Consider the following 13,622-nt stretch of genomic DNA (forward strand, 5'->3'; position numbering starts at 1 on the left):
GTCATCGTTGACGCCCATCGCGAGCAAGCTCGCTCCTACAGTTGAGGGTTGTACGGGGGATCAACCGCGCTTGGTCAGGCCCATCTTCACTCGCCCTTCGGCCGGGGTCAGGACGCGGGCACCGAGGCGGCTGAGGATTTCCGCGGCGCGCTCGACCAACTGACCGTTGGTCGCCAGCACGCCCTTGTCCAGCCACAGGTTGTCTTCCAGGCCGACCCGCACGTTACCGCCCAGCAGCACCGCTTGCGCGGCCATCGGCATTTGCATGCGGCCGATACCGAAACCGGCCCAGACCGCGCCCGCCGGCAGGTTGTCGACCATGGCCTTCATGGTGGTGGTGTCCGCCGGAGCGCCCCACGGGATACCCAGGCACAGCTGGAACAACGGATCGTCCAGCAGGCCTTCCTTGATCAGCTGTTTGGCGAACCACAGGTGACCGGTGTCGAAGATTTCCAGCTCGGCTTTCACGCCCAGCTCTTGAATACGTTTGGCGCCAGCGCGCAGTTGCGCCGGGGTGGAGACGTAGATGGTGTCGCCGTCGCCGAAATTCAGGGTGCCGCAGTCCAGGGTGCAGATTTCCGGCAGCAATGCCTCGACATGGGCCAGACGGGTCAGCGGACCGACCAGGTCGGTGTTCGGGCCGAACTCCATGGGGTTCTCGCCGGCACCGATTTCCAGGTCGCCGCCCATGCCGGCGGTGAGGTTGACGATGATGTCCACGTCGGCTTCGCGGATACGCTCCATCACTTCGCGATACAGCGCCACGTCGCGACTGAACTTGCCGGTTTCGGGATTGCGTACGTGGCAATGAACCACGGTGGCACCGGCCTTGGCCGCTTCCACGGCGGCGGCCGCGATCTGTTTGGGCGTGACCGGAACGTGGGGGCTTCTGCCGGTCGTGTCGCCAGCACCGGTGAGTGCGCAGGTGATGATGACGTCGTGGTTCATGGTGCGGGTTCCTTACAGGCGTGGTGGTTCACACCGCAGCCATCGAGGGCTGCGGGTGCGATTTTCGGTGGTTTATTGGCTGGTCAATTGCAGGTTGTCGGCGGCTGGCTTGCCATCGAAGGTGGTCACCCCTTCCAGCCAGCGGGCCTTGTCTTGTGGGTGATCCTTGAGCCACTGCTTGGCCGACTCGAGCGCGTCCTTGTGGTCGAGCAGCGGTTGCATCATGCGGCTCTCGTCGGCGGCGCTGAAGGTCAGGTTGCTCAGCAGCTTGTTCACGTTCGGGCATTGTTCGGCGTAGCTCGGCGCGGTAACGGTCCAGACGGTGGCCATGCCTTCGTTCGGGCCCAGGGCGTTTTCGCTACCGGTGAGGTAGGTCATCTGCACGTTGACGTTCATTGGGTGCGGCGCCCAGCCGAAGAACACCACGGCTTCCTTGCGGCGCACGGCGCGATCCACCGCCGAGAGCATGGCGGCCTCACTGGATTCCACCAGTTGGAACTTGCCCAGGCCGAACTGGTTCTTGGCGATCATTTCCTTGATCTGGGTGTTGGCGCCTGAGCCGGGCTCAATGCCGTAGATCTTGCCGCCCAGTTCTTTCTCGAACTTGGCGATGTCGGCGAAGGTCTTCAGGCCCTTGTCGGCCAGGTAGGTGGGCACGGCCAGGGTCGCGCGGGCATCCTTGAGGCTTGGTTCGGCCAGGACCTTGACCTGCTTGGCGTCGACGAACGGGGTGATGGTCTGGGTCATCAGCGGGTTCCAGTAGCCGAGGAACATGTCCAGGCGCTGGTCGCGGATGCCGGCGAAGATGATCTGCTGGGACGCGCTGGTCTGCTTGACCTGATAGCCCAGGCCATCGAGCAGTACCTGGGTCATGGCGCTGGTGGCCATGACATCGGTCCAGTTGACCACACCGAGGCGAACGTTCTGGCAGGAGGCTTGCTCCGCGGCCATGACCCCTGTGCTCAGGAGCGCGGTACCGGTGAGTGCAAGCGCACAGCGGCTGATCAGTCGTTTCATGATGGTTTCCTCGGCAGGTCGATTATTGTCGGTTCCGGTGTCTTTCGTGCGCCGGTGATGCCACGTTACGCAGCCGGGCGTTGCTGAAAACGCACAGCGGCGACTGACTCTTGCACAGCAGCGACCTGTGCTCTTGTGGCCTTCGTGCAACTGGCGTATCACGTCAGGAACGCTACCCGTCTTGCGAGCGCGCTTCATGTCCCAGGATTTCTATTTCTTGTTGATGCCGGGTTTTTCGGCGATGGGCTTTATCTCGGCGATCGAGCCCCTGCGGGTGGCTAATCGCTTTCGCGGCGAGTTGTATCGTTGGCACGTATTGAGTGCGGACGGTGGAGCGGTGCTGGCGAGCAACGGCATGTCGGTCAACGCCGATGCAGCGCTGGAACCGTTGAAGAAGGGTACGACGCTGTTGGTGGTGGCCGGTTTCGAGCCGCTGAAGTTCGTCACCCCAACGTTGGCGCACTGGCTGCGGCGCCTGGATCATGAAGGCGTGACGCTGGGTGGCATCGACACCGGCAGCGTGGTGCTGGCCGAGGCCGGCCTGCTGGAAGGGCACCGGGTGACCCTGCACTGGGAAGCGCTGGAGGCCTTCAAGGAATCTTATCCACAGCTGGAAGTGACCCAGGAGCTGTTCGAGATCGACCGCCGGAGGATCACCTGCGCCGGCGGCACGGCGTCCATCGACATGATGCTCGACCTGATCGGCCAGGCCCACGGCCCGGAACTGGCGATCCAGGTGTCCGAGCAGTTCGTGCTGGGGCGCATCCGCCCGCGCAAGGACCACCAGCGCATGCAGATCGCGACGCGCTACGGCATCAGCAACAAGAAGCTGGTGCATGTGGTTGGCGAGATGGAGCAGCACATGGAGCCGCCGTTGAGCACGCTGGAGTTGGCGGAATCGATCAAGGTCACGCGGCGCCAGTTGGAGCGATTGTTTCGGCTGTATCTCAAGGACACACCGAGCAATTTCTATCTGGGCTTGCGGCTGGAGAAGGCGCGACAGTTGTTGCGCCAGACGGACATGAGTGTGCTGGAGGTGAGCATCGCCAGCGGGTTCGAGTCACCGTCGTATTTCACCCGCAGCTACCGGGCGCGGTTTGCCCAGTGTCCGCGGGAGGATCGGCGCGGGATCAAGGCGTAGGAGCTGGGTGTTGCATTGGCGTGTACGGCCTGGGTGGCGCTTCGGCGAAACAGGATAGGAAGGCTGAACGCTGTCCTTGTGGGAGCCGGCTTGCCGGCGATTGCGATGTTACATTCACCACCGCTATCGCCGGCAAGCCAGCTTCCACAGTGTTCGCGGTGCCTTGGAAATGGGTTCAAGTCTGCTTACTTCTTCATTAGCGCCGCACAGGCCGCCTTGTAGGCCTCATGCTGATACTTGTTCAGCGTGGCCGGCAGGGCGAAGTCGAACTTCTTGTTCTGCGCGTTGATGGTTTGTGGCGACAGCAGCGTCACCTCACAGTTTTCCAGCAACTGGAAAATCCCTTCGATCTTGAAAGTGGTCGGCCCACCGGCAAATTCGCCTTTCTTGCTGCGCTTCTTGATAGCAATGCGCTCGATGCCCGCGTCCTGGATAAACGCTTTGACCTGGGCGGCGAAGGCTTTGACGTTGGCGGCTTCGTCATCCTCGTCCAGGGCGATTTTCTTGATGGCGACGGCCACGTGCGCAAGGGCGCTGCCCTGCAAGGTGGCGATGGCGAAGATGGCTTCGCTGCCTTTGATTTCGATGCCGCAGAGGGTCATTGGAGTCCTTGGGAAAAAGTGGAAGGCTTAGAGTTCCAGTTGCTGGGCTTTAATGCCGAAGGCCGCGGCAATCTTCTCGCGGGTCGTCTTGCGAGGTTTGTTCACGGACTCCTGCTGGGCGTAAGCCGGTTGGGAAATACCCAGGCGCTTGGCCACTTCGCCCTGCGTCAGGTCCAGATATTCACGCCACGCGCGAATGGGGGTGGCGCCGTCGACGATGCGGCTGACGACTTCGTGGGGAATCAAATCGGTTTCTGTCTGCTGCGCCACGTATTGCGCATAGGGGATGACGACGAACGCCGGCCGCCCGTCGGCACCGTTGATGATCTGGATTTCAGTAGGTACGTTCATCGCGTTTCTGGACCTCTTGAATACTGACTACTTTGATCGTCCCTTCCCAATCGAACAGAATCCTGTAGCGACCGACGCGCATACGGTAGCCATAGTCATGCTGACTCAGCGCCTTGACGTTGCTGACGTCAGGCAGACCGCTGAGGACGGTCACCGCGTCGCGAATGTGGACCTGATCCCGGGAATGCAATCTCAGAAGCTGCTTGGCCGCCTTTCGGGTCCAGAAAATCGTATTCATGGGATGATATAAGTCTTTTATAAGAATTGCGAATGCTTACTTATATGTTCCCGTAGAACAACGCATTAACGTTGTCCTGACGTTACGTCGGCGGGCCAAGCTATTCAGGAGCCAATCAGTAGTAGACACCCTCCTCACGAAACCTGGCCATCTGCCGGTAATTCCAGCCCAACAAGCAGAGACACAGCACGATCAGGCTGACACTGGCGCTGAAGATGTAGAAGTCCGCGCGCTTGAAACTGAATTCGGTCTTCAGGCTGTGAAAGCTCGGAAACCAGTCCGAATAGACGATCTGCACCGGATCGCCGATCTGGTACGTCGGGTTCTGCAGCATGGTGTTCAGCGAGAGAATGCCCTGGCCGCGGTGGCCCAGTTCGTAGTCGAAGGCGTAGTAGATATCCGCCGCAGAGGCCGGTTTGCGGGTATTGATGACCTGGGTGATGGTGCCAGTCACTTCCCGTGGCGCGGCCTTGATGGCGGCATACAGCAGCCCGCCGCTCTTGGACAACGCCGCCATGCCAAAGGCCAGGAAAATCAGGAAAAGCAGCAGGACACCTCGGGTAAAGAGGTAGTCCCGTTCGGTTTCTCGAGGAGAGTACATTCAAGTTCCTTTTGAATGAGTGAGTTCACTCCCCAGTCTAGTCGCAGTCTGCGGCCCGTGCAGGGTGTGTCAGTCCATGGTTTTACGCAGATCGAGCATGATCTGGTCGATGTAGTCGACACGGATAATGCCCAGCCGCGGAAACTCGAAGTCCAGGATCACATACAGCACGCAGACCATCACCAGCGCATAACCCAGGCTGTGCAGCCAGTTGCGCGTGGCCGTGCCGGCCATGCCATAACCGATGAACAAGGCGCTGATCTGGGTCAGGGCGATCAACATCAGGTAGATGACCAGCGGCGGGTGGGTTTGCGACGCCACGGCGCGGGTGGTGGTGATGTCGATCATCTGGTTGAGCGCTTGCAGCAGATTGGCGCCCAGCGTCGGTGTCGACATCTGCGGCAGCGCGGCGACCGTCTGTTTCCAGAGCTCCAGTTGCAAGGCGTTGGCCCGCTGGTTGTCGTGGCTGGAAAGCTCGATTTCATTGAGGTCGCGATAGTAGGCGATGCGCGCGTCGACATAGTCGCGAAATACCTGGCGCAAGGCCGGTTGGCTGGCCGGCGGCATCAGGTCGAGGCGCAACCAGGCGGTGCCCATGGCGTTGGTTTCTTCGACGATCAGGTTGCGGCGGATGTCCAGCCGGGTGGCCGCGCCGGAAAAGGTAAAGGCGATCAACAGTGCCAGCAGGCCGAAGACCGCGCCTTCGATGGCGCCGATGCCGGTTCGCGCACCCTCGGGGTCGACGGCCAGGTGGCGGGCGCCGATCCGCCGGCCTATTTCGATAAACAGCACAATGGCGACGAAAATCGCCAAGGCATACCACGGAATGGCTGAAAGTGAGCGCATGCGAAAATCCTGTGATGATCGTCGACGACTCGCCTGTACAGCCAATTCAGGACGGGACTTGATGCAGTGTAGACAGGCGTTCCAGCTTATTCCTGGGCAATTGACTCGAGAAACTCCGACCGTTCGTCGCTCTTGCTCGCGATGCAGTCGTACTGGTCGATGGTGAAGGCCTTGGTCCCGGGCTTGGCCGGCAGCGGCGCGATGGCGCAATCGGCATCCCGCGACTTGGTCCAGAGCTGCTGGGCAGTCTGCAGTTTGCCGGTGATGTCGGCCACTTGCGCCTTGTCATTGGCAAATTGCGACTTGACTCGCTCCAGCAGCGCCTCGAAGTTTTCCTTGAGCAATTGCTCGGCGGTGTTCTTGCTATAGGTGGCGCACTCCAGGGTCTGCTGGTCGTTTTCGACCGCGTCGCAGGGCGAGTTGTCCGCGTCTTCGGCCGCGTGGGCCCCCAGGCTGACAAGCGCCAAAGCCAGGAAAATCGATTTCATTGCGGCGTCCCGATTCTTGATCAAAAGAGGTGGCAGAGCGATGGAGGGCAATTCTGTCTTAAGCCCGCGTCAAAGAATAGTCGTACATGGACAAGTACTTAAACCTACGACCCTGAAATCCGCACGGCAACGCCCCTTTGTCGCGGATTGACGCTTTCGGCAATTCCCCTGTCGTTTTTGCACCCGGCTCTCCCGCCCCCGGGGCATATGCTGATCCCAAAGCGCCGGCAGACGATTCGGCGCGTGAATCGCTAATAGGGGACCGCCTGATGAGCCCAGCCGAACTGCACGCCGACAGCATCGTTATCGACGGGCTGATCATTGCCAAGTGGAGCCGCGAACTGTTCGAGGACATGCGCAAAGGTGGGCTGACCGCCGCCAACTGCACCGTGTCGGTGTGGGAGGGCTTCCAGGCCACCATCAACAGCATCGCCTCGAGCCAGAAGCTGATCCGCGAGAACAGCGACCTGGTGATGCCGGTACGCACCACTGCGGACATTCGCAAGGCCAAGGAGCTGGGCAAGACCGGTATCCTCTTCGGCTTCCAGAATGCCCACGCCTTCGAAGACCAGATCGGCTATGTCGAGATCTTCAAGCAACTGGGCGTCGGCATTGTGCAGATGTGCTACAACACCCAGAACCTGGTGGGCACCGGTTGCTACGAGCGTGATGGTGGCCTGTCGGGCTTCGGTCGCGAGATCGTCGCCGAAATGAACCGGGTCGGGGTGATGTGCGACCTGTCCCACGTCGGCTCCAAGACTTCCGAGGAAGTCATCCTCGAATCGAAAAAGCCGGTTTGCTATTCCCACTGCCTGCCGTCGGGGCTCAAGGAGCACCCGCGCAACAAGTCGGATGCGGAATTGAAGTTCATTGCCGACCACGGCGGTTTTGTCGGCGTGACCATGTTCGCGCCGTTCCTCGCCAAGGGCATCGACTCGACCATCGACGACTACGCCGAAGCCATTGAATACACCATGAACATCGTCGGCGAAGACGCCATCGGCATCGGCACCGATTTCACCCAGGGCCATGGCCAGGACTTTTTCGAATACCTGACCCACGACAAGGGCTACGCCCGTCGCCTGACCAGTTTCGGCAAGATCATCAACCCGCTGGGCATCCGCACCGTGGGCGAGTTCCCCAACCTCACCGAGACCCTGCTCAAGCGCGGTCACCCTGAGCGCGTGGTGCGCAAGATCATGGGCGAAAACTGGGTTACCGTCCTCAAGGACGTCTGGGGCGAATAAAGCCGCGGTCTTTTCCCACCTGACAACACACCCTGCGCGCCGGTCGCGCAGGGTGTAAGCGGCCAGCCGCGATCAATGAATTCTGGAGTGTTACCCATGGCTAAAATCGCCCCGCAACTGCCTATCGAAGTCGACAGCGAAACCGGTGTCTGGACTTCCGATGCCCTGCCGATGCTCTACGTGCCGCGGCACTTCTTCGTCAACAACCACATGGGTATCGAAGAAGTCCTGGGGGCCGACGCCTACGCCGAGATCCTCTACAAGGCCGGCTACAAGTCCGCCTGGCACTGGTGTGAAAAAGAAGCCGAATGCCATGGCCTGGAAGGCGTCGCGGTGTTCGAGCACTACATGAAGCGCCTGTCGCAACGCGGCTGGGGCCTGTTCAAGATCCAGGACATCGACCTCGACAAAGGCACCGCCAGCGTCAAGCTCGAACACTCGGCGTTCGTCTACGTCTACGGCAAGGTCGGGCGCAAGGTCGACTATATGTTCACCGGCTGGTTCGCCGGCGCCATGGACCAGATCCTGGCCGCTCGCGGCAGCGCGATCCGCACCGTTGCCGAGCAGGTCTACGGTGGCTCCGAAGAAGGTCACGACGATGGCCTGTTCACCGTCAAGCCGTTGTAAGTCGAGGATCGCACCATGGCTTTTGAAGCAATGTTCCAGCCGATCCAGATCGGCAAACTGACCATCCGCAACCGCGTGCTCAGTACCGCCCACGCCGAGGTGTATGCCACCGACGGCGGGATGACCACCGAACGTTATATCCGTTATTACGAAGAGAAGGCCAAGGGCGGGATCGGCCTGGCGATCTGCGGCGGTTCTTCCGTGGTGGCGATCGACAGCCCGCAGGAATGGTGGAGCTCGGTGAACCTGTCCACCGACCGCATCATTCCGCACTTCCAGAACCTGGCCGACGCCATGCACAAGCATGGCGCCAAGATCATGATCCAGATTACCCACATGGGTCGTCGCTCGCGTTGGGACGGTTTCAACTGGCCGACCCTGATGTCGCCGTCGGGCGTGCGCGAGCCGGTTCACCGTGCCACCTGCAAGACCATCGAGCCGGAAGAAATCTGGCGGGTGATCGGCAACTACGCCCAGGCCGCGCGCCGGGCCAAGGAAGGCGGCCTGGACGGCGTCGAACTGTCCGCCGTGCACCAGCATATGATCGACCAGTTCTGGAGCCCGCGGGTCAACAAACGGACCGACGAATGGGGCGGTACCTTCGAAGGCCGGATGAAGTTCGGCCTGGAAGTGCTCAAGGCCGTGCGCAAGGAAGTCGGCGACGATTTCTGCGTCGGCATGCGTATCTGCGGTGACGAGTTCCACCCGGACGGCCTGTCCCACGAGGACATGAAGCAGATCGCCAAGTATTACGACGACACCGGTATGCTCGACTTCCTCGGCGTGGTCGGTTCCGGTTGCGACACCCACAACACCCTGGCCAACGTGATTCCGAACATGAGCTTCCCGCCGGAGCCGTTCCTGCACCTGGCGGCCGGGATCAAGGAAGTGGTCAAGGTCCCGGTGCTGCACGCGCAGAACATCAAGGACCCGAACCAGGCTACCCGCATCCTTGAGGGTGGTTATGTCGACATGGTCGGCATGACCCGCGCGCATATCGCCGACCCGCACCTGATCGCCAAGATCAAGATGGGCCAGATCGACCAGATCAAGCAATGCGTCGGTGCCAACTATTGCATCGACCGCCAGTACCAGGGCCTGGACGTACTCTGCATCCAGAACGCCGCGACCTCCCGTGAATACATGGGCGTGCCGCACATCATCGAGAAATCCACCGGGGTCAAGCGCAAGGTGGTGATCGTCGGTGCCGGTCCTGCCGGGATGGAGGCCGCGCGCGTGGCCGCCGAACGCGGGCACGATGTGACCCTGTTCGAGAAGAAGGACGCCATCGGCGGGCAGATCACCACGGCTTCGAAAGCGCCGCAGCGTGACCAGATCGCCGGTATCACCCGCTGGTTCCAGCTGGAGCTGGCACGCCTGAAAGTCGACCTGCGCCTGGGGATCGCTGCTGACGCGGCGACTATCCTCGACCTGCGTCCGGATATCGTCGTGCTGGCCGTCGGCGGGCATCCGAACCTGGAACAGAACGAACACTGGGGCGCCGCCGAAGGGCTGGTGGTCAGCAGCTGGGACGTGCTCGATGGCAAGGTCGCACCGGGCAAGAACGTACTGGTCTACGACACCATCTGCGAGTTCACCGGGATGTCGGTGGCCGACTTCCTCGCCGACAAAGGCAGCCAGGTGGAAATCGTCACCGACGATATCAAGCCGGGCGTGGCGATTGGCGGTACGTCGTTCCCGACTTACTACCGCAGCATGTACCCGAAAGAAGTGATCATGACCGGCGATATGATGCTGGAAAAGGTCTATCGCGAGGGCGACAAGCTGGTGGCGGTGCTGGAGAACGAATACACCGGCGCCAAGGAAGAGCGGGTAGTCGACCAGGTCGTGGTGGAGAACGGCGTGCGTCCGGACGAGGAAATCTACTACGGGCTCAAGGAAGGTTCGCGCAACAAGGGCCAGATCGATGTCGAAGCCCTGTTTGCGATCAAGCCGCAGCCTTCGCTGAGCGAGGCGGGCGATGGCTACCTGCTGTTCCGCATCGGCGACTGTGTGGCCCAGCGCAACACGCACGCGGCGATCTATGACGCGCTGCGTCTGTGCAAGGATTTCTAACGGCATCACACCATCACCTGTGGTGAGGGGGGCAGATCCATCAGTTAAGGAAATGGGATATCGAAAACGCCACATAACCTGTAGGAGCCGGGCTTGCCCGCGAAGCTTTTAGCGGTCTCAAGGACCCCTTCGCTGGCAAGCCAGGCTCCTACAGGGAAGGCGTTTGGCCTTAACTGAGCGGTATCAGGGAGATCCCCTTAATCACAAGTAGGTGCATCGCTTTCACCGGCATGCATATGAACCCTTGCAAGACCCGAGGTCTTTGGGAGCTGCACCATGTTGAACACCCTTCTTCCCATCCTGCTGTTCGCCGCCCTGGGCCTTGCTGTCCTTGGCGCATTGCGGCGGGTAGCCATGTGGCGTCGCGGTCGAGCGTCAAAAGTCGATCTGCTCGGCGGCCTTTTCGCCATGCCCAAACGCTACATGGTCGACCTGCACCACGTGGTGGCGCGGGACAAATACATCGCCAACACTCACGTCGCCACGGCCGGCGGCGCGGTGGCGTCGATCGTGCTGGCGATCCTGGTGCACGGCTTCGGCCTGCATAACCGTATCCTCGGCTATGCCTTGCTGCTGATGTCGGCGCTGATGTTTGTCGGTGCGATCTTTGTCTACCTGCGTCGCCGCAACCCGCCGAGCCGCTTGTCGAAAGGCCCGTGGATGCGCCTGCCGAAAAGCCTGCTGGCGTTCTCGGCGTCGTTCTTCCTGGTGACCCTGCCGGTGGCCGGTATCCTTCCGGAGGACTTCGGTGGCTGGGTCATGGCCGTGATCCTCGGCATCGGTGTGCTGTGGGGCGTGTCGGAGCTGCTCTTCGGCATGACCTGGGGCGGCCCGATGAAGCATGCCTTCGCCGGTGCCCTGCACCTGGCCTGGCACCGTCGCGCCGAACGCTTCGGCGGCGGCCGTTCCACCGGCCTCAAGCCGCTGGACCTGAGCGACCCGAAAGCGCCGTTGGGCGTGGAGAAACCCACGGACTTCACCTGGAACCAACTGTTGGGCTTCGACGCCTGCGTGCAGTGCGGTAAATGTGAAGCCGCCTGCCCGGCGTTCGCCGCCGGCCAGCCGTTGAACCCGAAAAAACTGATCCAGGACATGGTGGTCGGCCTGGCCGGCGGCACCGACGCGAATTTCGCCGGCAGTCCATACCCTGGAAAAGCCATCGGCGAACATTCAGGCAATCCGCACCAACCGATCGTCAATGGCCTGGTGGACGCCGAGACCCTGTGGTCTTGCACCACCTGCCGGGCCTGCGTCGAGGAATGCCCGATGATGATCGAGCACGTCGATGCCATCGTCGATATGCGCCGTCACCTGACCCTGGAAAAAGGCGCGACCCCGAACAAGGGCGCCGAAGTCCTGGAAAACCTGATCGCCACCGACAACCCGGGCGGTTTCGCCCCGGGCGGGCGGATGAACTGGGCGGCGGACCTGAACCTCAGCCTGCTCAGCGAGAAGAAAACCACCGACGTGCTGTTCTGGGTCGGTGACGGTGCCTTCGACATGCGCAACCAGCGCACCCTGCGTGCTTTCGTCAAAGTACTGAAGGCGGCCAAGGTCGACTTCGCGGTACTCGGCCTGGAAGAGCGTGACAGCGGTGACGTGGCCCGGCGCCTGGGCGATGAGGCGACCTTCCAGCTGTTGGCCAAACGCAATATCCAGACCCTGGCCAAGTACAGCTTCAAGCGCATCGTTACCTGCGATCCGCACAGTTTCCATGTACTGAAAAACGAGTACGGTGCCTTCGACGGCAACTATCAGGTGCAGCATCACAGCACTTATATGGCTGAGCTGATCGGTGCCGGTGCCTTGAACCTCGGGCAGCACAAAGGCAACAGCGTGACCTACCACGATCCGTGCTACCTCGGCCGCTACAACGGCGAGTATGAAGCGCCGCGTGACGTGCTGCACGCCCTGGGGATCGAGGTCAAGGAAATGCAGCGTTCCGGTTTCCGTTCCCGTTGCTGCGGCGGCGGTGGCGGTGCACCGATCACCGATATCCCCGGCAAGCAGCGGATTCCCGACATGCGTATGGATGACATTCGCGAAACCGGCGCCGAACTGGTGGCAGTCGGTTGCCCGCAATGCACGGCGATGCTCGAAGGCGTGGTCGAACCACGTCCCCTGATCAAGGACCTGGCCGAGTTGGTGGCCGACGCCCTGCTTGAAGAAGCGCCACCCAGCAAACCAGCCCCCAAGCGTGAACCCGCGGAGGTGCACTGATGAGCGACATTATCCGCCGCGACCCTCGCGCCGAGTGGATCGCCCGTAACCGTCTGCATCCGTTGCACGCGGCCATGCAACCGCAGCAACAGAGCTGGATGGGCCCTAACGGCCTTATCCGCAAGAATGTCCATTGTGTCGGTTTTATCGGCCCCAACGGCATCAAGCGCATCGACCGCAGCGGCGCCCAGCAGGGCGGCGCGAGCAAGCGTTCGGCCAGTGTCGAAGTGCAACTGCCGCTGCACCAGGTGCCGCAACCGGCGTTCTATATCAGCGTGGTGCCGGATATGGTCGGCGGTCGCTTGAGCAGCCACGACCGCGACTTGCTCGGTCTGGCCCATCAGATGGCCGGCAAGGACGGTGCGGTATTGGCGGTGGTCTTCGGCGAGCACAAGGAGTCGGCCTTCGAAACCGCCGGCGTCGACCGCCTGCTGGTGCTCGACGGCAATGAGTTCAGCGGCTATTCCCCGGAACAACGGGTCCAGGGCCTGCGGGCTGTGGATAACCAGTTCAATCCCCGTCACTGGTTGCTGCCGGACAGCCGCAGCGGCGGTGGCGAACTGGGCCGGCGCCTGGCCGCGAGCCTGGGCGAACGCCCGGCCACGCGGGTCTGGCAGGTCAAGGGCGACGAGTGCATCGGCCGTGCCGGTGCTGGCTTGCAGGACCTGGCACGACCATTGGCGCGCTTGATCCTGGCCGCCGCCGAATGCGCCGAGCCGGTCAGCGAAACCCGTCATGAAGCCTTGCCCGTGGAGTTATCCACAAGCCTGGTGCGCAGCTTGTCGCGGATCGAGGATCTCGGCGCGGTGGCGGTGGACCCGGGGGCGATTCCCATGGCCGAAGCCGAATTTATTTTCTCCGGCGGCAACGGGGTCAAGGACTGGAAGCTGTTCCACGAAACGGCCGCGGCCCTGGGCGCCACCGAAGGCGCTTCACGGGTGGCGGTGGACGATGGCTTCATGTCCCGCGACCGTCAGGTCGGCGCCAGCGGCACCTGGGTCACCGCGCGGGTCTATGTGGCCGTGGGGATCTCTGGGGCGATCCAGCACCTGCAAGGCATCGGTGCCTGCGACAAGGTGGTGGCGATCAACCTCGATCCGGGTTGCGACATGATCAAGCGCGCCGACCTGTCGGTGATCGGCGAAAGCAGCGAGATCTTCCGCGCCCTGATCGCGGCGGTGACGGCATACCGCAACGGCGCCAAGCGCGATGCGGCTTAA

Annotated in this window: 14 protein-coding genes; 6 read left to right on the forward strand and 8 right to left on the reverse strand. The window is 61.8% G+C overall.

The features are described 5' to 3' along the window. Positions 1 to 60: 60 nt before the first annotated feature. A complete protein-coding gene (gene cdhC / locus AC07VG_RS28680) occupies positions 61 to 948 on the reverse strand; it encodes a 3-dehydrocarnitine:acetyl-CoA trimethylamine transferase CdhC (protein WP_248795226.1) in 888 nt (295 codons plus the stop codon). 72 nt (positions 949 to 1,020) lie between these two features. Next, a complete protein-coding gene (choX, locus tag AC07VG_RS28685) occupies positions 1,021 to 1,965 on the reverse strand; it encodes a choline ABC transporter substrate-binding protein (protein WP_495004011.1) in 945 nt (314 codons plus the stop codon). Positions 1,966 to 2,161: 196 nt separating this feature from the next. Between choX and AC07VG_RS28690 the strand changes: the two genes are divergently transcribed. Then, entirely contained in the window at positions 2,162 to 3,106 is a 945-nt protein-coding gene (locus AC07VG_RS28690) for a GlxA family transcriptional regulator (protein WP_495004012.1), read from the forward strand. Positions 3,107 to 3,291: 185 nt separating this feature from the next. Here the strand turns inward: AC07VG_RS28690 and AC07VG_RS28695 are convergent, their stop codons facing one another. The 6 genes from AC07VG_RS28695 to AC07VG_RS28720 form a co-directional block, all read right to left on the reverse strand. Further along, positions 3,292 to 3,708 carry a DUF3010 family protein gene (locus tag AC07VG_RS28695; protein WP_495004013.1) on the reverse strand — a complete coding sequence of 139 codons (417 nt, stop codon included), beginning with the start codon at positions 3,706 to 3,708 and terminating at the stop codon, positions 3,292 to 3,294. Positions 3,709 to 3,735: 27 nt separating this feature from the next. Then, entirely contained in the window at positions 3,736 to 4,059 is a 324-nt protein-coding gene (locus tag AC07VG_RS28700; protein ID WP_495004014.1) for a helix-turn-helix domain-containing protein, read from the reverse strand. Continuing rightward, entirely contained in the window at positions 4,043 to 4,297 is a 255-nt protein-coding gene (locus AC07VG_RS28705) for a type II toxin-antitoxin system RelE family toxin (protein WP_495004015.1), read from the reverse strand. The genes AC07VG_RS28700 and AC07VG_RS28705 overlap by 17 nt, the downstream gene beginning before the upstream one ends. Before the next feature lie 115 nt (positions 4,298 to 4,412). After that, positions 4,413 to 4,898 (reverse strand): hypothetical protein, encoded by a 486-nt coding sequence (locus tag AC07VG_RS28710; RefSeq protein ID WP_495022297.1) that lies wholly within the window; start codon positions 4,896 to 4,898, stop codon positions 4,413 to 4,415. Between the two features lie 69 nt (positions 4,899 to 4,967). Beyond that, positions 4,968 to 5,744 (reverse strand): bestrophin-like domain, encoded by a 777-nt coding sequence (locus AC07VG_RS28715; protein ID WP_495004017.1) that lies wholly within the window; start codon positions 5,742 to 5,744, stop codon positions 4,968 to 4,970. 86 nt (positions 5,745 to 5,830) lie between these two features. Further along, the gene (locus AC07VG_RS28720; protein ID WP_495004018.1) at positions 5,831 to 6,232 is read right to left on the reverse strand and encodes a lysozyme inhibitor LprI family protein; all 402 of its coding nucleotides are present in this window, start codon (positions 6,230 to 6,232) and stop codon (positions 5,831 to 5,833) included. 269 nt (positions 6,233 to 6,501) lie between these two features. Between AC07VG_RS28720 and AC07VG_RS28725 the strand changes: the two genes are divergently transcribed. The 5 genes from AC07VG_RS28725 (at position 6,502) to etfA (ending at position 13,622) form a co-directional block, all read left to right on the forward strand. After that, the gene (locus tag AC07VG_RS28725) at positions 6,502 to 7,479 is read left to right on the forward strand and encodes a dipeptidase (protein WP_495004019.1); all 978 of its coding nucleotides are present in this window, start codon (positions 6,502 to 6,504) and stop codon (positions 7,477 to 7,479) included. A 96-nt stretch (positions 7,480 to 7,575) separates the two neighbouring features. Beyond that, positions 7,576 to 8,106, forward strand: a complete 531-nt coding sequence (locus AC07VG_RS28730) for a DUF5943 domain-containing protein (protein ID WP_100942520.1) — start codon at positions 7,576 to 7,578, stop codon at positions 8,104 to 8,106. A 15-nt stretch (positions 8,107 to 8,121) separates the two neighbouring features. Further along, entirely contained in the window at positions 8,122 to 10,182 is a 2,061-nt protein-coding gene (gene dgcA, locus AC07VG_RS28735; protein ID WP_495004020.1) for a dimethylglycine demethylation protein DgcA, read from the forward strand. Between the two features lie 276 nt (positions 10,183 to 10,458). Beyond that, positions 10,459 to 12,402 carry a dimethylglycine demethylation protein DgcB gene (dgcB, locus tag AC07VG_RS28740; RefSeq protein WP_495022298.1) on the forward strand — a complete coding sequence of 648 codons (1,944 nt, stop codon included), beginning with the start codon at positions 10,459 to 10,461 and terminating at the stop codon, positions 12,400 to 12,402. Continuing rightward, on the forward strand, positions 12,402 to 13,622 hold the full coding sequence (etfA, locus tag AC07VG_RS28745) for an electron transfer flavoprotein subunit alpha (protein ID WP_495022299.1): 1,221 nt from the start codon (positions 12,402 to 12,404) through the stop codon (positions 13,620 to 13,622). Before dgcB ends, etfA begins: the two co-directional genes overlap by 1 nt.

It is taken from the genome of Pseudomonas sp. GW821-FHT03C07 (genome assembly GCF_059420925.1).